Source organism: Marinobacter xiaoshiensis (assembly GCF_031631795.1).
Taxonomy (GTDB): domain Bacteria; phylum Pseudomonadota; class Gammaproteobacteria; order Pseudomonadales; family Oleiphilaceae; genus Marinobacter; species Marinobacter xiaoshiensis.
The window spans coordinates 558,661-581,621 of record NZ_JAVMBO010000007.1; the positions used below are offsets into that span (position 1 = coordinate 558,661).

Annotated in this window: 17 protein-coding genes and 4 tRNA genes; 16 read left to right on the forward strand and 5 right to left on the reverse strand. The window is 52.7% G+C overall.

Annotated features, from left to right (window positions below):
* Positions 1–46: 46 nt before the first annotated feature.
* On the reverse strand, positions 47–781 hold the full coding sequence (locus RKA07_RS06290; protein WP_200369356.1) for a UDP-2,3-diacylglucosamine diphosphatase: 735 nt from the start codon (positions 779–781) through the stop codon (positions 47–49).
* Entirely contained in the window at positions 778–1,287 is a 510-nt protein-coding gene (locus RKA07_RS06295; RefSeq protein WP_200201023.1) for a peptidylprolyl isomerase, read from the reverse strand. The genes RKA07_RS06290 and RKA07_RS06295 overlap by 4 nt, the downstream gene beginning before the upstream one ends.
* 136 nt (positions 1,288–1,423) lie before the next feature.
* Between RKA07_RS06295 and RKA07_RS06300 the strand changes: the two genes are divergently transcribed.
* The 3 genes from RKA07_RS06300 to RKA07_RS06310 all read left to right on the forward strand — a co-directional run bounded on the left by RKA07_RS06300 (position 1,424) and on the right by RKA07_RS06310 (position 6,824).
* Positions 1,424–3,094, forward strand: a complete 1,671-nt coding sequence (locus RKA07_RS06300; protein ID WP_310965894.1) for a glutamine--tRNA ligase/YqeY domain fusion protein — start codon at positions 1,424–1,426, stop codon at positions 3,092–3,094.
* Between the two features lie 24 nt (positions 3,095–3,118).
* Positions 3,119–4,507 carry a cysteine--tRNA ligase gene (cysS, locus tag RKA07_RS06305; protein WP_200201021.1) on the forward strand — a complete coding sequence of 463 codons (1,389 nt, stop codon included), beginning with the start codon at positions 3,119–3,121 and terminating at the stop codon, positions 4,505–4,507.
* Between the two features lie 136 nt (positions 4,508–4,643).
* Entirely contained in the window at positions 4,644–6,824 is a 2,181-nt protein-coding gene (locus RKA07_RS06310) for a malate synthase G (RefSeq protein WP_310965895.1), read from the forward strand.
* 68 nt (positions 6,825–6,892) lie between these two features.
* On the opposite strand, the gene folD is transcribed toward RKA07_RS06310, so the two are convergent.
* Positions 6,893–7,750: a bifunctional methylenetetrahydrofolate dehydrogenase/methenyltetrahydrofolate cyclohydrolase FolD gene (gene folD / locus RKA07_RS06315; protein WP_200201019.1), complete on the reverse strand. Its 858-nt coding sequence runs from the start codon at positions 7,748–7,750 to the stop codon at positions 6,893–6,895.
* 226 nt (positions 7,751–7,976) lie between these two features.
* On the opposite strand from folD, the gene RKA07_RS06320 reads away from it, so the two are divergent.
* From RKA07_RS06320 to RKA07_RS06365, 10 genes are all read left to right on the forward strand, one after another.
* Positions 7,977–8,053: transfer RNA gene (locus tag RKA07_RS06320), tRNA-Pro, on the forward strand.
* Between the two features lie 33 nt (positions 8,054–8,086).
* A tRNA-Arg gene (locus RKA07_RS06325) sits at positions 8,087–8,163 on the forward strand.
* A 133-nt stretch (positions 8,164–8,296) separates the two neighbouring features.
* Positions 8,297–8,372: transfer RNA gene (locus RKA07_RS06330), tRNA-His, on the forward strand.
* Between the two features lie 113 nt (positions 8,373–8,485).
* A tRNA-Leu gene (locus RKA07_RS06335) sits at positions 8,486–8,570 on the forward strand.
* A 268-nt stretch (positions 8,571–8,838) separates the two neighbouring features.
* Positions 8,839–10,143 carry a trigger factor gene (gene tig, locus RKA07_RS06340; RefSeq protein WP_200201018.1) on the forward strand — a complete coding sequence of 435 codons (1,305 nt, stop codon included), beginning with the start codon at positions 8,839–8,841 and terminating at the stop codon, positions 10,141–10,143.
* Positions 10,144–10,330: 187 nt separating this feature from the next.
* Positions 10,331–10,966, forward strand: a complete 636-nt coding sequence (gene clpP / locus RKA07_RS06345; RefSeq protein WP_200201303.1) for an ATP-dependent Clp endopeptidase proteolytic subunit ClpP — start codon at positions 10,331–10,333, stop codon at positions 10,964–10,966.
* A gap of 80 nt (positions 10,967–11,046) precedes the next feature.
* Positions 11,047–12,330 (forward strand): ATP-dependent Clp protease ATP-binding subunit ClpX, encoded by a 1,284-nt coding sequence (gene clpX, locus RKA07_RS06350; RefSeq protein WP_200201017.1) that lies wholly within the window; start codon positions 11,047–11,049, stop codon positions 12,328–12,330.
* A 186-nt stretch (positions 12,331–12,516) separates the two neighbouring features.
* Positions 12,517–14,934, forward strand: coding sequence for an endopeptidase La (gene lon, locus RKA07_RS06355; RefSeq protein WP_200201016.1), 2,418 nt, complete (start codon positions 12,517–12,519; stop codon positions 14,932–14,934).
* Positions 14,935–15,076: 142 nt separating this feature from the next.
* The gene (locus RKA07_RS06360; RefSeq protein WP_494337472.1) at positions 15,077–15,445 is read left to right on the forward strand and encodes an HU family DNA-binding protein; all 369 of its coding nucleotides are present in this window, start codon (positions 15,077–15,079) and stop codon (positions 15,443–15,445) included.
* A gap of 163 nt (positions 15,446–15,608) precedes the next feature.
* Entirely contained in the window at positions 15,609–17,462 is a 1,854-nt protein-coding gene (locus tag RKA07_RS06365; protein WP_200201014.1) for a SurA N-terminal domain-containing protein, read from the forward strand.
* 71 nt (positions 17,463–17,533) lie between these two features.
* On the opposite strand, the gene hexR is transcribed toward RKA07_RS06365, so the two are convergent.
* On the reverse strand, positions 17,534–18,412 hold the full coding sequence (hexR, locus tag RKA07_RS06370) for a transcriptional regulator HexR (RefSeq protein WP_200201013.1): 879 nt from the start codon (positions 18,410–18,412) through the stop codon (positions 17,534–17,536).
* Between the two features lie 211 nt (positions 18,413–18,623).
* Here hexR and zwf point away from each other — a divergent pair, with 211 nt between their 5' ends.
* The 3 genes from zwf to RKA07_RS06385 are packed head-to-tail and all read left to right on the forward strand — an operon-like array spanning position 18,624 to position 21,495.
* Positions 18,624–20,099: a glucose-6-phosphate dehydrogenase gene (zwf, locus tag RKA07_RS06375; protein ID WP_200201012.1), complete on the forward strand. Its 1,476-nt coding sequence runs from the start codon at positions 18,624–18,626 to the stop codon at positions 20,097–20,099.
* Positions 20,086–20,805, forward strand: coding sequence for a 6-phosphogluconolactonase (gene pgl / locus RKA07_RS06380; RefSeq protein WP_310965896.1), 720 nt, complete (start codon positions 20,086–20,088; stop codon positions 20,803–20,805). The genes zwf and pgl overlap by 14 nt, the downstream gene beginning before the upstream one ends.
* Before the next feature lie 39 nt (positions 20,806–20,844).
* Positions 20,845–21,495 (forward strand): bifunctional 4-hydroxy-2-oxoglutarate aldolase/2-dehydro-3-deoxy-phosphogluconate aldolase, encoded by a 651-nt coding sequence (locus RKA07_RS06385; RefSeq protein ID WP_310965897.1) that lies wholly within the window; start codon positions 20,845–20,847, stop codon positions 21,493–21,495.
* Here RKA07_RS06385 and pyk read toward each other — a convergent pair.
* Positions 21,488–22,936: a pyruvate kinase gene (gene pyk / locus RKA07_RS06390; RefSeq protein WP_200369361.1), complete on the reverse strand. Its 1,449-nt coding sequence runs from the start codon at positions 22,934–22,936 to the stop codon at positions 21,488–21,490. The two genes, RKA07_RS06385 and pyk, sit on opposite strands and share 8 nt — an antisense overlap.
* Between the last annotated feature and the right edge of the window lie 25 nt (positions 22,937–22,961).

The window sequence follows — 22,961 nt, forward strand, 5'->3', positions numbered from 1 at the left end:
GACGGCACTCGAGAGTGAGCCCTGAATTATAAGGCAACTGTGCGCCTCAGGAGTTTGAGAGCGGCATCTTTTTCAACTCTGGCTTTTGCCCAGGTTGCACAGCCAGCCACCAGACGTGCTTGTCCCAGTCGCCCAGAACGATCCGCTGTGCGGCCTTACCGTTTACTTCCAGGGAGTGTTCGGCAGGTCTATGGGTATGCCCATGAATCAGTTGCGGCACATCATGGGCTTCCATAATGCGCACCACCTCCTCTGGGGTCACATCCATAATATCTTCTGCTTTGCCCTGATTTGAGGCCATGCTCATTTCCCTCAGTTGGCGCGCCATTTGTTGGCGATCTTTGAGAGGACGAGCCAGAATCATCTTTTGCATTTGCGGGTTGCGCATTTTTGCACGGAATTTCTGGTATTCCACGTCGGCTGTGCAAAGGCTGTCACCATGCATCAGCAGGGTAGGGGTGCCATAGAGGTCAATGAGCGTGGGATCATCCAGCAGGGTGGCGCCTGCTCGTTCACAAAAATCCTCGCCTAGCAGAAAATCCCGGTTGCCGTGCATCAGAAAAACACGAGTGCCCCTGTCGCTCAGGGCGCGCAGTGCGGCTGCAGCCTGCTCTTGCAGAGGCGTGCGTTCATCATCACCAATCCAGGCCTCAAAGAAATCGCCGAGTATGTAGAGCTGCTCTGCGCCAGGCGCCTTTTCTTCGAGAAAGCGAAGAAACGCCCCGGTAATATCAGGGCGTGACTCCTCCATGTGCAGATCGGAAATAAACAGCGTTGTCACGCTGCGCCTCCATCCTCGATAACGCTGGCTTTCTCAATGACCACATCCTCATAGGGGACGTCTTGATGGCCCGCGTTCATGGTGGTGCGCACGGCACGAATAGCGTTAACCGTTTCCATGCCTTCTACTACTTTGCCAAATACGCAATAGCCCCAGCCTTCGGTCGTTTTGGCCGAGTGGTCCAGAAATCCGTTGTCTTCCACGTTGATGAAAAACTGTGCGGAGGCGGAATGTGGATCCATGGTGCGGGCCATGGCAACCGTGCCTTTCATGTTGCTCAGGCCGTTATCGGCTTCGTTTTTGATGGGCTCGCGAGTTTTACGCGCAGCCATACCTGGCTCAAAGCCGCCGCCCTGGACCATGAAGTTGCTGATAACGCGGTGAAAAATAAGGCCATCATAAAAACCTTCACGAACATATTGCTCAAAGTTTTTTGCGGTTTCAGGGGCTTTTTCGTAATCCAGTTCGAGCTTGATATCGCCGTGATTGGTTGTCAGCAGAATCATCAGGGGTTCCTGTTCATTGAGTTAGAATCGGGTAAAGCCGGTATTGTACGCAAGAGTTTCCGGTGATGCATGAGTCCGGCCCGGATTTATGAGTATAATAGACGGTTTACGACCCACTTCTTTTGACAGAGATTGTATGAGCGCCGAGCCGAAGAAAGCCCATAACTTTATTCAGAACCTGATTGAAGACGCCCTTGCCAAAGGCGAGCATACCGGTCAGGTGGTTACCCGTTTCCCGCCGGAGCCAAATGGATATCTGCACGTTGGTCATGCGAAATCCATTTGTCTTAACTTTGGCATTGCCGATACGTTTTCTGGTGTGTGTAACCTGCGGTTTGACGACACCAATCCGGAAAAGGAGAGTCAGGAGTACATCGATGCCATCAAGGAAGATGTTGAGTGGCTTGGTTACACCTGGAATGGGGATGTGCGTTATGCCTCTGATTATTTTGATGCTCTCTACCATTTTGCCGAGGAGTTGATCGAAAAAGGCAAGGCGTATGTGTGCGCGCTTACGGCAGAGGAAATGGCCGAGTACCGCGGCACTCTGACAGAGCCGGGTAAAAACAGCCCTTATCGCGACCGGCCTGTCGAAGAAAGCCTGAAGCTATTCCGGGAGATGCGAGACGGAAAGTTCGAAAACGGTGAGCTGGTGTTGCGGGCGAAGATTGATATGGCTTCTCCGAACATCAATATGCGCGATCCTATTCTTTACCGCATTCGTTTCGCAGAACACCACCAGACAGGTAACAAGTGGTGCATCTACCCGATGTACGATTACACGCACCCAATTTCTGATGCCATGGAGGGGATTACTCACTCTCTGTGCACACTCGAATTTGAAGACCACCGCCCCCTCTATGAGTGGGTGCTGGAAAACATCACTGCGCCATGCCAGCCACGGCAGATCGAGTTCGCTCGCCTGAACCTGAACTACACCATTACCAGCAAGCGTAAGCTCAAGCGCCTGGTTGACGAGAATCTGGTGGACGGCTGGAATGACCCGCGTATGCCGACTATTTCGGGTATGCGTCGCCGGGGGTATACGCCGGAATCTCTGCGTGCCTTCTGTGACATGATTGGCGTTAACAAGGCTGGCGGAACAGTGGATATGGGGATGCTTGAGTTCGCTATCCGAGAGGATTTGAACGCCCGCTCCCCCCGTGCCATGTGCGTAATGCGCCCACTGAAAGTGACGCTGACCAATTACCCGGCTGACAAGACCGAAACTCTATCCCTGCCTGTACATCCTCAGAATCCGGGTATGGGGCAGCGTGAAGTGACCTGGAGTCAGACCCTGTTTATCGATCGGGAAGACTTTGTGGAAGAGGCGCCGCGCAAGTGGAAGCGTCTGGCGCCGGAGCAGGCGGTTCGCCTTCGCGGCGGCTATGTGATGACCTGCAAAGAAGTTGTTCGGGACGCCAGTGGCGAAATTGTTGAGCTCCGCTGTGAATACGATCCAGCTACTTTGGGTGTTAACCCTGAAGGTTATAAGCCTAACGGTGTTATTCACTGGGTATCTGAGGCCGACAGCGTAGATTGCGACATTAACCTGTACGACAGGTTGTTCAACCACGAATTCCCGGACAGCGATAAGGAAGGCGACTTCCTGGATCATGTTAACCCCCAATCACTCGTAGTTCTGAAAGGAGCAAGGGCAGAGAAGGGCTTGGCAACGCCGCTTACAGACCTGCCATACCAGTTTGAGCGGGAAGGTTATTTCTTCTGTGATCAGGAGCTGACAGCCAAGGCCGGTAAGCCGGTATTCAATCGTACAGTTACCTTGCGGGATTCCTGGGGTAAATAAGGGTAAGCATTCGGGAGACCAGCTTTGATCAGGATTTATAATACGCTCACCCAGCAAAAAGAAACCTTTACGCCGATTGAGCCTGGAAAGGTTCGTATGTACGTGTGCGGGATGACCGTTTACGACTACTGCCATCTGGGTCATGCCCGGGTGTTGGTGGCATTTGATGTGATCACACGTTACATGCGCAGTCGTGGCTACGATGTAACCTATGTGCGAAATATCACCGATATTGACGACAAAATTCTTCGCAGGGCAGAGGAAAACGGCGAGCCGTTTACCGAACTGACCGAGCGCATGATTGCGGCCATGCATGAGGATGAGGCGCGCCTTGGCGTGCTGTCACCCAGCGAAGAGCCAAGGGCTACGGATTATATTGCTGAGATCATTGCCATGATCAGTACGCTGATTGAATCCGATCATGCCTATGCTGCAGCTAACGGTGATGTTTATTTTTCCGTAGAGTCTTTTGAGAACTACGGAAAACTCAGCAAGAAAAAGCTCGAAGACCTGCTGGCAGGTGCGCGCATTGATGTGCAGGAAGCCAAGCGAAGCCCTGCTGATTTTGCGCTTTGGAAAGCCGCAGGCGAAGGCGAGGTTAGTTGGCCCTCGCCATGGGGGAATGGGCGTCCTGGCTGGCACATTGAGTGCTCCGCCATGTCTACCCATTGCCTAGGTAATACCTTCGATATTCATGGAGGCGGGCCAGACTTACTGTTCCCTCACCATGAAAACGAAATTGCCCAGTCTGAGTGCGCTACCGGGCACACTTTCGTAAACACCTGGATGCACGCGGGAGCTATCCGCGTGAACAAGGAAAAGATGTCCAAATCCTTGGGCAATTTTTTCACGATTCGGGAGATACTGGAAACCTATCCGCCTGAAGTGGTGCGCTTCTTTCTGGTGTCCAGCCACTACCGCAGTCAGGTTGATTACTCTGAAGACAATCTTGCTGAAGCAGGGCGCTCTCTGGCCCGGTTATACCATGCACTGCGTGGTGTAGAACCCATGAGCTCAAACGATGTGCCTGACACTGAGCAGGATCGGCGCTTCGTAGAGTTGATGAATGACGACTTCAACTGCCCGGGTGCGATATCGGTTTTACACGCGTTGGCTAATGACATAAATCAACACCGTCGTGAAGGTCGTGAAGACGATGCAAGGAAAGCGGCAACTGTGATGATCAGGCTTGGCGATGTTCTTGGGATCTTGCAGCAAAACCCGGATGCCTTCTTTCAGGCTGATTCCGGCGGAGAGCTGACGGCAGAAGACATTGAAGCGAAAATTCAGGCCCGTGCTGACGCCCGCAAGTCTAAAGATTTTGCCGGTGCCGACCGCATTCGTGACGAGCTGGCAGAGCAGGGTATTATTCTGGACGACTCCCGCGAGGGAACAAGTTGGCGGCGTAGTTAACGCTGATACCAAGGTCGCGTTGTACTCAGGGAAATGACCTTATAGGGAACTTCCCGTATAATGCGCCCTTCGATTTTTCGAGCCCGGCTGCTGAACGGCTGCCGGGACAGGGCTAACCCACTGAGGCTAATTAACGATGACAGATCGCGTACAACTCGGCGGCATTCAGGTCGCAAAGAACTTGTATGACTTCGTAACTAACGAAGCAATTCCGGGCACTGGGCTGGATGCAGATAAATTCTGGGCGGAGTTTGACAAGATCGTAAACGATCTGGCGCCGAGAAATCGTGAGCTGCTGGCCAAGCGCGGTGCCATCCAGGAAAAGCTGAACAGCTGGAACAGCGAGCACAAGGGCCAAAAGCTCGATATGGCCGCTTACAAAAGCTTTCTGAAAGAAATTGGTTACCTGGTAGAAGAGCCTGTAGATTTCCGCATATCTACTGCGAATGTTGATCCTGAAGTTGCAACCATGGCCGGCCCGCAGTTGGTAGTGCCAATCATGAATGCCCGCTTTGCACTGAACGCTGCAAACGCACGCTGGGGCAGCCTTTATGATGCACTTTACGGTACCGATGCCATTTCCGAAGAGAACGGTGCTGAAAAAGGCCGTGGCTACAACCCGGTTCGCGGTGCCAAGGTTATCGAATTTGCACGTAACCTGTTGGATAGCTCTGCGCCCTTGGTGGCAGGCAGTCATAAAGATGCAGCTCTTTATCAGATAGCTGACGGCAAGCTTGTAGTCAAGTTGCAAAATGGCGAAGTAACCGGCCTTAAAGACGAGTCTGGATTTGTTGGTTACACAGGTGCGGCCGATGCGCCTACCGGCGTTCTGCTGGTTAAGAATGGTATGCACTTCGAAATCCAGATTGATGCCAGCCACCCGATTGGCAAGGACGACGGAGCTCACGTTAAAGACGTACTGATGGAGTCTGCACTGACCACCATCATGGACTGCGAAGACTCTGTTGCTGCAGTAGATGCCGATGATAAAACTCTGGCGTACAGCAACTGGCTGGGCCTGATGAAAGGCGATCTTGAAGAAACCTTCGAGAAAGGTGGTGAGCGCCTCACCCGTAAAATGAATCCGGATCGCGAATACACTGCAGCCGACGGTAGCCAGATCAAACTGAAAGGCCGCAGCCTGATGTTCGTTCGTAACGTTGGTCACCTGATGACCAACCCGGCTATTTTGCTGAAAGACGGCAGTGAAGTGCCCGAGGGGTTGATGGACGGTATTCTTACTTCCCTGATCGCTATTCACGACCTGAAGGGCAACGGCAAGTTCCAGAACACCGCAACCGGCTCTGTGTACATTGTCAAGCCGAAGATGCACGGCCCTGAAGAGGTTGCGTTTACCAATGAATTCTTTGGTCGTGTTGAAGATGCTCTGGGCCTGCCGCGCTTCACTCTGAAAGTCGGCATCATGGACGAAGAGCGTCGTACCACCGTCAACCTGAAAGCCTGTATCCACGCAGCCAAAGAGCGCGCGGTGTTCATTAACACTGGCTTCCTGGATCGTACCGGTGATGAAATGCACACCTCAATGGAGCTTGGTCCGTTCATCCGCAAGGGTGAAATGAAGCAGGCAGCATGGATTGGCGCATATGAGCAGTGGAACGTAGATGTAGGTCTGGAGACAGGCTTCCGTGGCGTTGCACAGATCGGTAAAGGTATGTGGGCAATGCCAGACCTGATGGCGGCTATGCTTGAGCAAAAGATTGGTCATCCGAAATCTGGTGCCAACACTGCTTGGGTTCCTTCGCCAACGGCAGCGACCCTGCATGCGACTCACTATCACCAGGTATCTGTTGCTGATATTCAGAAAGAGCTGGAAAGCCGTGCTCGGGCTAGCCTGGACGACATTCTCACTGTGCCGGTAATGGAAGATCCTTCCAAACTGACAGCGACAGACATCCAGCAGGAGTTGGACAACAATGCTCAGGGTATTCTGGGTTACGTTGTGCGCTGGATTGATAGCGGTGTGGGTTGCTCCAAGGTGCCCGATATCAACGATATCGGCCTGATGGAAGACCGCGCGACTCTGCGTATTTCATCCCAGCACCTGGCTAACTGGCTGTACCACGGTATTTGCACCGACGCGCAGGTTGAAGAAACCATGAAGCGTATGGCGCAGGTTGTGGACAAGCAGAATGCCAATGACCCAAGCTACCGCCCTATGGCGCCTGACTTTGCTGACAGCATTGCGTTCCAGGCCGCTATGGATCTGGTTCTCAAGGGTCGCGAGCAGCCAAGCGGTTACACTGAGCCGCTGCTGCACGCATACCGCCTCAAGGCAAAGCAGAAGTTCGGCCAGTAAGTTTGGCTGACACAAAAAAACCCGCTTCGGCGGGTTTTTTTGTGCTTGATGATCAGGAGAGTTAGCGATCAGTCTTTATGCAGCTCATTTGCAGCATACAAGGTGTTTTGCAGCAGGGTAGCGATTGTCATCGGGCCCACACCGCCGGGTACCGGTGTGATGTAAGCTGCGCGGGCAGCGGCGGGTTCGAAGTCAACGTCGCCTTGCAGTCTGCCGTTATCCATACGGTTGATGCCGACGTCAATCACAGTTGCGCCTGGCTTTATCCACTCGCCCTTGATCAGCCCGGGTTTGCCTGCGGCGGCAATCAAAATATCCGCTTCACGAACGAACTTTTCCAAATCTGGCGTGAAGCGGTGGCATACAGTGGTGGTGGCGCCCTTGAGTAGCAATTCCATGGTCATGGGGCGGCCTACAATGTTTGAAGCGCCTACAATCACCGCGTGCTGCCCTTTATAGGGGGTGTTGATGCTATCCAGCAGGGTAATCACGCCAGCGGGCGTGCAGGGCCTTAAAGCAGGTTTGCGCTGCATCAGGCGGCCTATATTGTATGGGTGAAAGCCGTCGACATCTTTATCTGGGCGGATTTTTAATAAAATCGGGTCTGCGTCCAGATGGCTGGGTAGAGGCAGCTGAACAAGGATGCCGTCCACCGCAGGGTTTTCGTTCAGTTCATCAACCAAAGCTTCCAGGGCTTGCTGGGATGTATCTGCGGGCAGGTCGTAGGAAAGGGACAGGATGCCCGCTGCATCGCAGGCTTTCCGTTTATTACCTACATATACCTCGGAAGCCGGATCGTTGCCCACCAGTACTACTGCCAGGCCGGGCGCGCGGAGCCCTTTGCGGGTTCGGGCTTCTACGCCGGCTGCAACTTGTTGTCGTACTCCGGCGGCGATTTCTTTTCCGTTGATCAGTTTGGCGCTCATGTTTCGTCTTGTCGGTTGGCTTTTGGAAATAAAAGGGGCAGTATTGTCGCACGCTTGTCGTCTAACTCCAATTAGGGGTGCTCTGTGCATTATTGCAGCAGAGAATAGGGGGGGAGCGTGAAAAATACTGATTTAAAGGATAATTTTCATTTCCTTGTTGACGAAGCGGATTGGCGACGGTAATATGCGCGCCAACTTTGCTGAAGCAAGAGTTGATCAGTTTGAACGGGGTATAGCGCAGTCTGGTAGCGCGCCTGCTTTGGGAGCAGGATGTCGGGAGTTCGAATCTCTCTACCCCGACCACTTTTCTTCATGTTCAGCTAGGCCAACGGTCAAGCGCCCGTAGCTCAGCTGGATAGAGCATCGGCCTTCTAAGCCGAGGGTCGCAGGTTCGAGTCCTGCCGGGCGCGCCATTAACGCCGTCGGCTTGATCGAAACCGAACTGCAGGCAAAGTTAACAGGTATAGAGTTAAAGATTGCATGCTGAGTGGTTAGGCAGCAGCTAATCGAAATTACCGAAGATACCGAAAGGTATGTCCCGATGTGGTGGACGTAGCTCAGTTGGTAGAGCTCAGGATTGTGACTCCTGCGGTCGAGGGTTCGATCCCCTTCGTCCACCCCACTTTTCAAAGTAATGAAATCCGCATTTGCGAAGTGTGTTAGCGCCGTAATAGCTGTAGCTGTCAGGTTTCAGCAATTAAACGATACGGCAACGCGGTACAGGTTTAAGAATTCCGGGTTGTGGCGAAATTGGTAGACGCGCCAGATTTAGGTTCTGGTTCCGAGAGGAGTGGGAGTTCGATTCTCCCCAACCCGACCACCTTGAAAAGGCTCTTGGAGATAATCTGAGGGCCTTTTTTTATTGTTCTTTCCCCTTTATTTTGCAGTTTTCGTCCCAAACTCCTGCCTAACAAGTGCCGCTGGCGTCACGATCCCTGAAACTACCTTTGGGAGATGATTCTCTCGTCAGGGTAAACCGTGATAAACTATCGGCTTTTAATTTTGGGTCATTTCCGGGAATTTACTCTGAAATGGTCTTTTAGTTTTAATTTCATTCACATACCGAACCTGAATTTTGAGGATCTTCCATGCAAGTGTCTGTAGAAACGACCTCCAACATCGAGCGTCGCATGACGATTGGTGTGCCCGCCCAGGAAATTGAACAGGCGGTTCAGAAACGCCTGCAGGAAACTGCGCGTACAGTGCGCCTGAATGGTTTCCGTCCAGGGAAGGTGCCCATGAGCGTGGTCAAGCGTCGTTTCGGTGACAGCGTTCGCCAGGAAATCGTTGGCGAAATCATGCGCGATAACTACATCAAGGCCTTGCAGGAGCAGGATATTAATCCGGCTGGCTGGCCCAAGCTTGAGCCAAAAACCATGGAAGCGGGTAAGGACCTCGAGTTTGTTGCCATTTTCGAAGTGCTTCCTGAAATTGAACTGGGTGACCTGAGCAAAGTCTCAATCGAGAAGATGACCTCTGAAATCACCGACAAGGATATCGACACTATGGTCGATAACCTGCGTCGTCAGCAGGCCACTATGAAGTCCGTAAAGCGCAAGTCCAAGAACAAGGACGTGCTGACTATCGATTTCAAAGGTTTCATCGACGGTGAAGAGTTTGATGGTGGCGCGGCGGAAGGCCATAAGCTGACCCTGGGTTCTGACCAGATGATTCCTGGCTTCGAGAAAGCCATCGTTGGCGGTAAGGCCGGTGAAGAGCTTGAGATCGAAGTGACGTTCCCTGAGGACTACCACAACGAAGATTTAAAAGGTAAGCCTGCGAAGTTTGAAATCAAGATTCATGAGGTTGAAGAGCCTCAGCTGCCTGAGCTGAATGCCGAGTTCTTTACCAAGTTTGGTATCGAGGCGGAAGACGAAGCTGCATTCCGTGAAGAAGTTAAAAAGAACATGGAGCGCGAGCTGAAACAGGCTGTGTCCAACAAGGTCAAGAATGACGTAGTAGATGGGCTGCTTGAATCAACCGAGTTTGATATTCCGGCCGCACTGACCGATCAGGAAATCGATCGCTTGCGTCAGGATGCTGTCCAGCGCTTTGGCGGACAGGTTGATTTCCAGCAGCTGCCCAAGGAAATTTTCCAGGAGCAGGCGGAGCGTCGTGTGAAGACCGGTCTGTTGTTCCAGGAAGTTGTAAAGGCAAACGACCTGAAAGTCGATGCGGCCAAGGTTGACGAAAAGATCCAGGAAATCGCGTCAACGTATGAACAACCAGATGAAGTCATTGCGCACTTCAACGGTAACCCGGAGCAGAAGAGCCAGATCGAATCTTCAGTTCTGGAAGACCAGGTTGTTGACTATGTTCTTTCTCAGGCTAATGTCAAAGAGAAGAAGGTCAAGTACGAAGAAGCCATTCAGGCAGGGCAGCCCCAGCGCTGAGGTTGGCGGCGTAACAGCACCGGAGCCGGAAATGCTTCTGGCTCCTCGCTGGCCGAATGAAATTAACAGCCGGCATGTCCGGCTGTTTTCATCTAGGCTTGAGGCTGGCAAAGTAACAGACGCAAAAGCTGAAGATGCTGTGGTTTTAAGCCACGCCCCATTTATCCATAAGGAGTTCAGGCGAATCATGATGCAGAAACCAATCGATGGTCTCGCAATGGATACCAGGTCCGCCCTGGTGCCGATGGTTATCGAGCAGACCGCCCGTGGGGAACGCTCGTTTGATATTTACTCTCGTCTGCTAAAGGAACGGGTGATCTTCATGGTTGGGCAGGTGGAAGACCACATGGCTAACCTGATCGTGGCGCAACTTCTGTTCCTGGAATCTGAAAACCCGGATAAAGACATCCATCTGTACATCAACAGCCCCGGTGGCTCTGTGACAGCTGGCATGTCAATTTACGATACCATGCAGTTTATCAAGCCAGATGTTTCAACTCTTTGTGTAGGCCAGGCTGCGAGTATGGGCGCTTTCCTTCTTGCGGGTGGCGCTGCAGGTAAGCGTGCATGCCTACCCAATTCCCGAGTCATGATTCATCAGCCTCTGGGAGGCTATCAGGGCCAGGCGACAGATATCGAAATACATACCCGCGAGATTCTGAAAATCCGGCATACACTTAATTCCATACTGGCTCATCACACAGGCCAGGATCTGGAAACCATCGCCCGGGACACAGATCGCGATAACTTTATGGATCCGACACAGGCTAAAGAGTACGGGTTGATAGACTCGATACTTGATAAGCGCGTGCCGAATAAATAATACTGGCAGTAATTGCATCACCCTGGCCGGCGTTTGCTGTTTATCTGGCGCGCCGGCAAAACGAGATCAGAGGTATTTCAATGGCAGATGAAAGAAACGGCAGAGGCGACGATAACGGCAAGTTGCTCTACTGCTCGTTTTGTGGAAAGAGCCAGCATGAAGTCCGTAAGCTCATTGCAGGGCCTTCGGTGTTCATCTGCGACGAGTGTGTCGACCTGTGCAACGATATTATCCGTGAAGAAATTCAGGAAAACGCACAGGAGGAGCCGAGTGATCGCCTTCCGACGCCGGCTGAAATCCGCAATACGCTTGATGAATATGTCATTGGCCAGGATCGAGCCAAGGTTGTACTCGCGGTAGCGGTTTATAACCACTACAAGCGCCTTCGTTATGGTGAAGGCAAAGGCGATGTGGAGCTTGGCAAAAGTAACATTCTGCTGATTGGCCCTACGGGTAGCGGTAAAACATTGCTGGCGGAAACGCTGGCACGCATGCTTAATGTTCCCTTTACCATTGCCGATGCCACAACGCTTACGGAAGCGGGCTACGTGGGTGAAGACGTTGAGAATATCATCCAGAAATTGCTTCAGAAGTGCGATTACGATGTGGACAAGGCCCAGCGCGGCATTGTCTATATTGATGAAATCGACAAGATTTCACGCAAGTCTGATAATCCCTCCATTACCCGTGATGTGTCGGGTGAAGGCGTTCAGCAGGCTTTGCTGAAGCTGATAGAGGGCACGGTTGCCTCTGTGCCGCCCCAGGGTGGCCGCAAACATCCACAGCAGGAGTTCTTGCAGGTCGATACCAGCAACATGCTGTTTATCTGCGGTGGCGCCTTTGCAGGCCTGGATAAAGTCATCCGTGACCGTACTGAAAAAAGTAGCATCGGTTTCTCGGCAGCGGTTGCCAGTCGGGAAGAGACTAAAAATACCGGTGATGTGATCAAGCACGTCGAAACAGAGGATCTGGTCAAATACGGCCTGATTCCCGAGTTTGTAGGGCGCTTGCCTGTCATAGCTACCTTGACAGAGCTGGATGAAGAAGCACTTGTGCAGATTCTCACAGAGCCGAAAAACTCTCTGACCAAGCAGTATCAAAAGCTGTTTGACATGGAGGGCGTGGAGCTGGATTTCCGGGATGACGCACTGCGCGCGGTTGCGAGCAAGGCTCTGGAGCGTAAAACGGGCGCCCGGGGTCTCAGATCTATCATGGAAGCTACGTTGCTCGACACCATGTATCAGATTCCTTCGGAGCACGATATCTCCAAGGTTGTGATTGATGAAAGCGTGATCAAGGGCGATTCCGAGCCCTTCAAGATCTACGCGAATAATGATCATGCCAAAGCCGTACCTGATGATTGATCAGATCTGCAAGGCCGGGTTGATCAAACAACCTGAAGAAATCTGAAAAAGGGGCGGAAACGCCCCTTTTTTAATGGTTTGTATCAACAGGCATAGTGTTGTGCTGTTTGGTAAAAAGATTGCAATTTCAGAGGTCGCCCCAATGAAGGGTGGTATGCTGAATGAAACACAGTCAGAGGATTCCTTATGACCCGGATACCCCAAGATATCGTGCAAGACTACCCGCTGCTTCCCCTTAGGGACGTAGTGGTGTTTCCGCACATGGTGGTCCCCCTGTTTGTGGGCCGCGAGAAATCCATCCAGGCTCTTGAAGCCGCAATGGAAGGGAGCAAGGAAATCCTCCTGGTGGCCCAGCGGGATGCTTCCACCGATGAGCCTGGCCCCGATGACGTCTTTGAAATGGGTACGCTGGCAACCGTATTGCAAATGCTGCGTCTCCCGGATGGTACCGTGAAAGTACTGGTTGAGGGCAACGCCCGGGCCGCTATAAGTAACGTTTCAGAAGCCGAGTATTTATCCGGTGGCGCTACGCTGCTCGAGGAAGAGAGTCTTCCTGAGCGCGAAGAAGACGTACTTATGAAGACCCTCACAGAAGAGTTTGAAAAGTACGTAAAGCTGTCCCGGAAAGTGCCTTCAGAGGTCTCCAGCGCCCTGACGGGTATCGAAGAACTGGAGCGTCTTGCCGACACCATGGCGGCTCATCTGGAAATGCGTATCCCGGAAAAACAGGAACTGCTCGAAGCCCTCGATATTCGCCTCCGTGTAGAGCTTCTGCTTGGCAAACTGGATGGCGAAATTGATCTTATTGAAGTTGAAAAACGCATTCGCGGCCGCGTAAAAAAGCAAATGGAGCGCAGTCAGCGCGAGTATTACCTCAATGAGCAGATGAAGGCTATCCAGAAAGAAATGGGTAACCTTGGAGAGGGTAATAACGATTTTGAGGAGCTTGAGCAGAAGCTTGAAGAGGCAGGGCTGCCGGAAGAGGCTCGCAAAAAGACAGAATCGGAGCTGAATAAGCTGAAAATGATGTCGCCCATGTCTGCTGAGGCTACAGTAGTACGTGGCTATATCGACTGGATGCTGGCAGTACCCTGGAAAAAGCGCAGTCGGGTGCGTCACGACATTGAAAAAGCGCGGGAGATTCTTGATCAGGATCACTACGGCCTTGAAGAGGTCAAGAAGCGCATTCTTGAATACCTCGCAGTGCAGAGCCGCGTGAAAAAGGTAAAGGGGCCTGTGCTTTGTCTGGTGGGCCCTCCTGGTGTTGGTAAGACCTCCCTTGGGCAGTCCATCGCCCGTGCCACCAACCGCAAGTACACGCGAATGGCCTTGGGTGGTGTGCGGGATGAAGCCGAAATTCGCGGCCACCGCAAAACTTACATAGGCGCATTGCCGGGTAAGTTGCTGCAAAAACTGGCCAAAGTCGGTGTTAAAAACCCTCTGTTCCTGTTTGACGAAATCGACAAGATGGGTATGGATCATCGTGGCGACCCGGCGTCGGCATTGCTGGAAGTGCTGGATCCGGAGCAGAATCACACGTTTAACGATCATTATTTGGAAGTGGACTACGACCTTTCCGATGTCATGTTCGTGTGTACCTCCAACTCCATGAACATCCCTTCTGCATTGCTTGACCGCATGGAAGTTATCCGGATTCCGGGTTACACCGAGGATGAAAAGGTCAACATTGCGCTGCGCTACCTGTTGCCCAAGCAGATCAAAGCCAACGGATTGCGTAAGGATGAACTCACGCTGCGTGAGGATACCTTGCGAGATATAGTTCGCTATTACACCCGTGAAGCCGGTGTTCGTGGGCTTGAGCGTGAAATTGCCAAGATCTGCCGCAAAGTAGTGCGCGAGCACGTGGAAGCCAACGACAAAGCGGTTATCACGATCGAGCCCGACATGCTTGAGAGCTATTCGGGTGTCCGGAAGTTCAATTATGGGCTGGCGGAAGAAACCAATCAGATAGGTCAGGTGACAGGTCTTGCCTGGACCCAGGTAGGTGGTGAATTACTTACAATTGAGTGTGCTCTCACCCCAGGTAAGGGCCGAGTTGTCAAAACCGGTTCGCTTGGGGATGTGATGCAGGAATCAATCCAGACGGCGCTCACGGTTGTCAGAAGTCGTGCAGCGGGTTTGGGTATTGCAGATGATTTCCATGAAAAACACGATTTGCACGTTCACGTGCCTGAAGGTGCAACGCCCAAAGATGGGCCGAGTGCCGGTATCGGGATGTGCACAGCGTTGGTTTCTGCATTAACCAAAATCCCGGTGCGTGCAGACGTCGCCATGACCGGTGAGATTACTCTTCGCGGTCGGGTTTTGCCTATTGGCGGGCTCAAGGAAAAGCTCCTTGCGGCGCATCGTGGCGGCATCAAGACCATTGTGATTCCTGATGAAAATGTTCGCGATCTCAAAGAGATACCGGATAATATAAAGGAATCGCTGGAGATAATTCCGGTTAAATGGATTGATGAGGTATTGGACATTGCGCTGGCTTATGCACCCGAGCCGCACACGGCCAGTTCGCCGTCAGAAAAGGGCTCAGGTAAACCCCGTGATGACGAAAGTGACAGTGCAGAGCGCATAAATACGCATTAAACCCGACATGAGTTGTTGACACGCCGGAGAACCCATTGGTATAACTGTTTCGCCGTGAAGCAGCCAATACCAAGGGCTCCCGCGCAGTGTGTACCTATTCCAAACACCGGTTGAATGCCGAAAGGAATAAGAAAACCGAAGAATGGAATTCTCCGACCGCTTGTGCGATAGTCGAGAACGTCCAAGAAAAAACAATCCAACCGAGAACATCTTCAACCTGAAAGCGAAGGGGTTTAGTGTGAACAAGTCCGAACTTATCGATGCAATTGCAGAATCAGCAGATATTTCCAAAGCCGCCGCTGGCCGTGCTCTGGACGCAATGACCAACTCTATTACCGGTGCCCTTAAAAGCGGCGATCAGGTAACTCTGATCGGTTTTGGTACATTCTCTGTTAAAGACCGTGCAGCACGCACTGGTCGTAACCCGCAGACGGGTGCCGAGATCAAGATCGCGGCTTCCAAAGTGCCTGGGTTCAAAGCAGGTAAGGCCCTGAAAGACGCCGTTAAGTAACGGTTCTTTCTCCGGTGGCTCCGGTAAAACGGAGTCGCCAAGAAGAATTCAAGGCGCATTCCAACAGGGTGCGCCTTTTTACGTTAAGAGCACCGGCAGCAGATTTTGATAGCGCCGCCAGAATATAAAAACTGCACGACCTTAACAGGGGTTCGGGAGAAACATGCTTCAAGATATACGGGAAAATTCCCAAGGAACGATTGCCAAGATCATCATCGGTCTGTTGGTCGTGTCCCTCTCCATCTGGGGAATGGACGCCATTGTTGGCGGATTCTCCGGCGAGCCGGAAGTGGCAACAGTTAACGGTGAGGATATTACCGAGCGGGATTTCCTTCGGGTAGTTCAGTTGGAAAGCCAGCGTCGTCTGGCCGCTATGGAGCGTCCTGACCCTGCCTTGCTGAATGAAGATCAGATTCGTAAAGATGTGCTTGATTCGCTGATTCAGGAGCAGGTTCTTATCCAGGATGCCGACGCTCAGGGCCTTGCGCTCAGCGATGCCGACATTGATGTCTTGATTACCCAAATGCCCCAGTTTCAGGTAGAAGGGCAATTCAACCGTGATCGTTTTGTGGCTTCTGTGCGCAATCTGGGCATGGGTGTTGGCGAGTTCCGTGAAGCCATGCGCAAGCAGTATGTGGTCAACCAGATTCGTGCGGGTATTATGCAAAGTGGCTTGGTCGCCAACGAGAATGCCGCGCAACTGTTGCGGATTCAGAACCAGACCCGGAGTTTCCGTATTCTTCAGATTCCTGCAACTGCCGTTTCTGGTGATATCGAGATTACAGATGCAGACATAGAATCCTTCTATGAGGGTAATAGTGCCGCATTCCAGCAGCCGGAACAGGTGGATGCTGCATATATAACCTTGTCCCTGGGCTCCATGGCCGAAAAAGTTGAGATTAGCCAGAAAGATCTGGAGGCTTACTACGAGCAGAGGTCAGGCGACCTGGCCCGTGAGGAGCGTCGTGCCTCCCATATTCTGATTGAGGATGGTGCTGATGCCGAGCAGACTCTCGCATCGATCAAAGAGCGCCTGAGCGCTGGTGAGAGCTTTGAGGAGCTGGCGAAAGAATTCTCTGTAGACACCGTTTCTGCGAAAGAAGGTGGTGATCTGGGCTATGCGGGCCGCGGCGTTTATGATGAAGCCTTCGAAGAAGCCTTGTTTTCCCTTGAAAAAGGCGCTGTATCCGATCCAGTGAAAACCACTTTTGGTGTGCATTTGATCCGCCTGGATGATGTTCGTCGGTCAGAAGTTCCATCATTGGCAGAGTTGGAGCAGCAGCTTCGCAGCGAACTTGCCCGTGAGCGTGCGCAGGAAAAGTATGCAGAGGTGCGTGCAGAACTGGCGGATTCAGCCTATGCGGCAGATGATCTTGCCGGCCCTGCGAAGGAGCTGGGGTTAGAGATTCGTGAGGCTACTGGAGTCACCAAAAATGGTGGGCAGGCGCCGTTTGACCACGCAGGGCTCGTTCGCCAGTTGTTCTCGGAAGATGTTCTTGAGGGTGGCTATAACACTGAGCTGATCGATGTGGGTGACAATGTCTCCGTTGTAGCCCGCGTGAGAGAGTACCGTGAAGCCCAGAAGCTCGCTCTGGATGACGTTCGAGAGGATATACGCAGAACTCTAGAGGCACGCCAAACGCGGAAGCTGCTGAATGAGCGTGCAAATGCCATCATTGCCGGCCTTGAAGAGGGCAAGGCGCTGGATGCTTTTGATGTTGGTGACTGGGAGCAATTTGAGGAGCAGGCGCGTAATGCTGCGGGTGTCGATCCGCAGGTTGTACAGGCCGCATTCTCCCTGGCCCGGCCTTCTGAGGAATTGCCAAGTTATGGCTCTGCGATGACTCAGAGCGCAGTTGTTGTAGTCGCTCTGGATGCGGTCAACGAAGGCAGTGCAGAGGACAACAGTGCTGATCTGGATCAACTGCGTACTTTCCTGGCCTCACTGGAAGGTCAGCGTGAATACGCGGCTTACCAGCAGTTCCTGAGAAACACCGCAGAAGTATCCCGACCCTAGGTTGAAGCAGGCAATAAAAAAACCCGGACAATTTGCCCGGGTTTTTTTTGCCTGAAACATAGTGGCGGCGTTCAGTCCGGGGTTGACGGAAGTCGCGTCGGCATAAGGCTGTCTTTAATTTTCTTTAGATGCCCAAGAAAGTCTGCGCCACGTTTGAGTGTAACGCCGGTAGCGAGGATATCGATAACGGTAAGATGGATAATTCTGGATGACATAGGCATATACACCTCAATGTCCTCCGGAGCTGTTATTTCCAGCGTGGTTGTGCAAACTTCCGCTAGCGGAGAGTTAGGGGTTGTAATGCCAATAACGGCTGCGCCGTTGTCCCGGGCGATACGGGCAATCTCCACCGTTTCTTTGGTGCGTCCAGTGTAGGAGATCATCACAATCACATCCCCTACACTTGCGCCGGCCGCGACCATTCGTTGCATCAGTGCGTCGTCATAAGACATCACCGGAATGTTAAACCGAAAAAACTTGTGCTGCGCGTCCAGCGCCACTGATGCGGAACCGCCCATGCCGAAAAAGTTAATCTGTTTGGCTTGAATCAGATAATCAATAGCCGTTGCCAAAGCGCGGGGGTCCAGAGCCTGTCGGGCTTTTTCCAGGTTAGCCATGGTACTTAGCATGATCTTGTCGGCAAATTCTGCAACGGTGTCGTCAGGCTCAATGTTCTGGCCTATATAGGGTGTGCCTGTGGCAATGCTTTGTGCAAGGCGGATCTTGAAGTCCGGGAAGCCTGTTGCAGAGAAGCCCCGGCAAAACCGGTTGACGGTGGGCTCGCTGACGTTTGAAGCTCTGGCCAAAGCTGCAATGCTGTAGCGTGTGGCTGCACTGGGGTCGCGCAGGATTGCCTCTGCCACCTTACGTTCCGATTTGTTCAGAGTTTCCAGTCTGGACTGGATGACCTCCAGAAGATTGTCGTCACGATGCGCCCGGTTTTCGGCCATCAAAGCTGCTCCCTGAATTCTGGATGAAATTATTTTGAATATTGGGTGATTATACCGAAATTTTAGCGCATTCGGGGTAGTAAACGTATCAATCTCCGGAAAGCCCCTTGGCTTAATTCGGGCCAGGTGCCATTATTTAGATAAAATTACTACATTTAAAACAACGGACAGGGCGCTTGTTAACGCCTGACTCACCGGAGAGAAGTGTTTAATGGCCAACAGAATCACTACCCGTTGCGACATAATGCTATTTGGTGCTATGGGTGACTTGGCTCAGCGTAAGCTGTTTCCGGCATTCTACCAGCTTGAAAGAGCCGGGCTGCTGGCCGATGGCAGCAGAATACTTGCGATTGCTCGCAGAGAGCTTGATACGGCAGCGGTTCGTAAGCATTTGATGGAAAGGCTTGAGAAGTATGTGAAGCCAGAGGAGTTTGAGCGCCCGGTAGCTGAAACGTTTCTGCGGCGTGTTGAGTACCAGATTCTGGACTTTCACGATGAGGAGGGATTTGGTGTGCTTAACAGTTGGCGCACCGAGTATGACAATCAGCTCATCGTTTACCTGGCAAGCCCCCCCTCCATGTATGGTGTTATCGCCCGCAATCTCAGTTCTGCCAGTTGCTGTACCGAAAACACCCGCGTGGTGGTTGAGAAGCCCATTGGCCATGACCTTGAATCCTCCCGAGTGATCAACGATGAACTTGGCGCAGTGTATAGCGAGAGCCAGCTGTTTCGGATCGATCACTACCTGGGAAAGGAAACTGTTCAGAACCTGATAGCTTTGCGCTTTGCCAATAATCTGTTTGCTTCCCAGTGGGATCAGAACCATATTTCCCATGTTGAAATAACGGTTGCCGAGAGTGTTGGCATTGAAGGGCGGTGGGGGTACTTTGACAAGGCCGGGCAAATCCGCGACATGATCCAGAATCACATGTTGCAGTTGTTGTGCCTGATTGCCATGGACCCACCTGCTGACTTGTCTGCTGACAGTATCCGTGATGAGAAGGTTAAAGTGCTCAAGGCCCTGCGCTCTATCACTCCGGACATGATGGATACCTGCGTGGTACGGGGCCAATACGCAGCGGGCGCCAGCACCGGAAAGCCGGTTCCGGGTTACCTGGAGGAGGAAGGCGCCAACAACAGGAGCGAAACAGAAACCTTTGTGGCGCTGAAAGTGGAAATCGACAACTGGCGCTGGTCAGGCGTGCCGTTCTATATCCGCACTGGCAAGCGCCTTCCGGAAAAGCTGTCGCAGATTATTATTCACTTCAAACCGGCTCCCCATTACATTTTTGATCCGGACCAGAGGCATCTTGCAAACAATAAGTTGATTATACGGTTGCAGCCAGATGAGGGGATGTCCCTTAAAATTCTCACCAAGGATCAGGGGCTGCATAAAGGCATGCGCCTGCGCCAGGGCCCGCTGGAACTGACGTTCTCAGAAACTTTTGAAGCAGAGCGTATTCCCGACGCTTATGAGCGGCTTCTTTGGGAAGTCATGAAAGGTAACCAGTACCTGTTCGTGCGTCGGGATGAAGTAGAGCATGCGTGGCGCTGGGTTGATCGGATTATCCAGAATTGGAATGACGGTGGTGACCCACCGAAGCGATACGCTTCGGGAACCTGGGGGCCTGTGGCCTCCATTGCAATGATCACGCGGGATGGAAGGAGCTGGTATGAAGATGCCTGAACTGGATTTGCCCCAAGGTATAGAAGCTCGGTTCGGAGCGACGCCTCAGCAAGTTGCAGCGCAGCTTGCCGATACAGTTGCCGGATTCCTGCAAGCTCGCCTTGAAATTGCACCACGTGCGAGCCTGGCAGTTTCTGGTGGCTCCACTCCCTTGCCATTTTTTCAGGCCTTGTCGCACAAGGAGCTGGATTGGGGCAGGGTGGATATATTGCTGGTGGATGAACGCTGGGTTGAAGAAACCGATGACGCCAGCAATACCCGGCTGGTCAAAGCAAACTTGCTGCAGAATAACGCAGCAGCAGCCAGGTTTTTTTCTCTCAAGCAGAAGGGTGATACACCGGAAGACGGCTTGGCCGCAGCTAATGCTGAGCTTGTTAAGCTCACGCGCCCTCTGGATGTCCTGATTCTTGGGATGGGCAATGATGGCCATACCGCATCGCTATTTCCTGATGCTCCGGAGCTTGCCCATGGAATGAGCCTGGAAAGCCGGGAAACCTTGGCTGCGATGACGCCACCTTCCCAGGCACATCAGCGCATCACGCTCACCTATGCCTTTATGCATAGGGCTCGTTTTGTTGCGCTGCACCTAAAGGGCGACGACAAACTGGACACCTTGAAGAAAGCACTGAGCGAGCCCAGCCGCATGTTAGCGATGCCCGTTCGTGGATTCCTGAAGCCGGGGCTCCAGGTCTTCTGGAGCCCCTGAGCCTTTCCTGGCCCATCATAAGCCCCTTTGGAGAGAACCATGAACCTTGTGTCCGACTTTCACCGCGACCGCATCAGATCTGTTTTGGCAGCGTCTCGGCTCATGCCGGTGATCACCATCAAGCATCTTGATGATGCGGTGCCGCTTTGTCAGGCGCTCTTTGATGGGGGTATTCGGGTAATGGAAATAACCTTGCGCACGGAGCATGGGGTTGAGGCGATAAAACAGGTACGGGAAGCCCTGCCGGATGCGTGGGTTGGTGCAGGCACCGTCACCTGCGTTGATCAGTACCGCAAAGCTGAAACAGCAGGCGCTCAGTTTGTTGTCACTCCGGGCGTTACAAAAGCGCTTCTGGATTTTGCGTTAACGTCTGAAGCACCTCTTTTGCCGGGTGTTTCAACGGCCTCCGAATTGCTGCTTGGCTATGGCCTGGGTTACCGGGAGTTCAAGTTCTTTCCTGCAGAAGTGGCGGGTGGTCCACGTGCCTTGAAGGCGTTTGGAGGTCCGTTTCCGGATGCGGTTTTTTGCCCAACCGGCGGTGTTCGTCGTGAAACAGCCAAGGATTACCTGGCCTTGGGCAACGTGCTCACGGTAGGGGGTAGCTGGCTGACGCCAGAGGATGTTGTAGCCAGGAAGGATTGGGCTCAGGTAACCGAAATTGCCCGAGCCAGTCTCTCTGATATCAGCTGATATCAGAGCCCACCCTGACGATCTTCATGGCATTGGTGCCACCTTGGGCATTTACATAATCACCCTTGGTGATTACCACCAAATCGCCCACATTGACCACTTTTCTATCCAGTAGTTCTGCAATCGCCCGAGCATTGGTTTGCTCTGGGGGAATCGTCTCTGAATCAAATGGAATTGTCTGAACACCGCGGTACATGACAACCCGGTGTTGTGTGGAATGGTGCCTTGAATAGGCAAAAATTGGCAAACTGGACTTTATGCGCGACATCAAACGCGGGGTTGCGCCTGTTTCTGTCATGCAGATGATCGCTGCCACGCCAGTAAGATGGTTGGCGGCATACATGGCCGACAAGGCTACAGCCTCATCTATCTGTTCCATGCTTTCATGCATGCGGTGCTTCGACTGATGCATTGTGGGATGTCTTTCTGCACCCAGACATATGCGTTCCATAGCCTCGACCGCTTCTACCGGGTAATCACCGACGGCAGTTTCTGCGGATAGCATGACCGCGTCTGTGTAATCCATAACGGCGTTTGCAACATCCGACACCTCAGCCCTCGTCGGCATGGGGTTGGTGATCATGGACTCCATCATTTGTGTTGCGGTAATCACCGCACGGTTAAGCACACGGGCTCGTGAGATAATGTGTTTTTGCACGCCCACCAACTCGGCATCGCCAATTTCTACGGCGAGATCGCCCCGCGCCACCATAACGGCATCGGATGCTTCGATCACGGAGTCCAGAGCGTCCACATTGTGTGCCAACTCAGCCCGTTCAATTTTTGCAACCAGTCCAGCGGTTGATCCGGCTTCCTTGAGCAGTTTGCGGGCTGTGTGCATATCGTCAGCTGTGCGGACAAATGAGACCGCAACATAATCGGCACCCATGCGGGCTGCTGTGACTATATCCTGTTTGTCTTTTTCGGTAAGCGCATCAGCAGAGAGCCCGCCACCACGCTTGTTCAGGCCTTTGTTGTTCGACAGTGGCCCGCCAATCAGAACTGTTGATGTGATGCTGTGCCCATCAACAGATTTTACTTCCATCTCGATGCGGCCGTCGTCCAGAACCAGTATGTCGCCCGGTTCAACATCGTCGATCAGTTGTTCATAGTCGATACCCACGCGCTCATCCGTGCCGGCTTCTTTGTCCATTGAGGTGTCCAGAACAAATGTTTGCCCAGCCTGCAGGGTGACCTTGTTTTCAGCAAAGCGGGCGATCCGAAGTTTCGGGCCCTGAAGGTCGGCGAGTAAAGCTACGAACCGTCCTTGTGCTGCGGCCGCTTCACGCACCCTGCGGGCACGTTCAAGATGCTCATCCGCGCTGCCATGGGAAAAGTTTAGTCGGGTAACATCGACTCCGGCACGGATGATGGCAGCCAGGGATTCTGGAGAATCTGTGGCAGGGCCTAGGGTGGCGACAATCTTGGTACGCCTGAGCATATATAATGTCCCTTGCTTGTTCGGG

What these genes read in the sequence shown, in the direction of transcription:
- zwf (WP_200201012.1), top strand. Translation starts at nt 18,624, where the DNA reads ATGGCCAACAGAATCACTACCCGTTGCGACATAATGCTATTTGGTGCT.
- RKA07_RS06360 (WP_494337472.1), top strand. Translation starts at nt 15,077, where the DNA reads ATGGAATTCTCCGACCGCTTGTGCGATAGTCGAGAACGTCCAAGAAAA.
- RKA07_RS06365 (WP_200201014.1), top strand. Translation starts at nt 15,609, where the DNA reads ATGCTTCAAGATATACGGGAAAATTCCCAAGGAACGATTGCCAAGATC.
- lon (WP_200201016.1), top strand. Translation starts at nt 12,517, where the DNA reads ATGACCCGGATACCCCAAGATATCGTGCAAGACTACCCGCTGCTTCCC.
- folD (WP_200201019.1), bottom strand. Translation starts at nt 7,750, where the DNA reads ATGAGCGCCAAACTGATCAACGGAAAAGAAATCGCCGCCGGAGTACGA.
- tig (WP_200201018.1), top strand. Translation starts at nt 8,839, where the DNA reads ATGCAAGTGTCTGTAGAAACGACCTCCAACATCGAGCGTCGCATGACG.
- clpP (WP_200201303.1), top strand. Translation starts at nt 10,331, where the DNA reads ATGATGCAGAAACCAATCGATGGTCTCGCAATGGATACCAGGTCCGCC.
- pyk (WP_200369361.1), bottom strand. Translation starts at nt 22,936, where the DNA reads ATGCTCAGGCGTACCAAGATTGTCGCCACCCTAGGCCCTGCCACAGAT.
- RKA07_RS06300 (WP_310965894.1), top strand. Translation starts at nt 1,424, where the DNA reads ATGAGCGCCGAGCCGAAGAAAGCCCATAACTTTATTCAGAACCTGATT.
- pgl (WP_310965896.1), top strand. Translation starts at nt 20,086, where the DNA reads ATGAAGATGCCTGAACTGGATTTGCCCCAAGGTATAGAAGCTCGGTTC.
- RKA07_RS06310 (WP_310965895.1), top strand. Translation starts at nt 4,644, where the DNA reads ATGACAGATCGCGTACAACTCGGCGGCATTCAGGTCGCAAAGAACTTG.
- clpX (WP_200201017.1), top strand. Translation starts at nt 11,047, where the DNA reads ATGGCAGATGAAAGAAACGGCAGAGGCGACGATAACGGCAAGTTGCTC.
- RKA07_RS06295 (WP_200201023.1), bottom strand. Translation starts at nt 1,287, where the DNA reads ATGATTCTGCTGACAACCAATCACGGCGATATCAAGCTCGAACTGGAT.
- hexR (WP_200201013.1), bottom strand. Translation starts at nt 18,412, where the DNA reads ATGGCCGAAAACCGGGCGCATCGTGACGACAATCTTCTGGAGGTCATC.
- RKA07_RS06385 (WP_310965897.1), top strand. Translation starts at nt 20,845, where the DNA reads ATGAACCTTGTGTCCGACTTTCACCGCGACCGCATCAGATCTGTTTTG.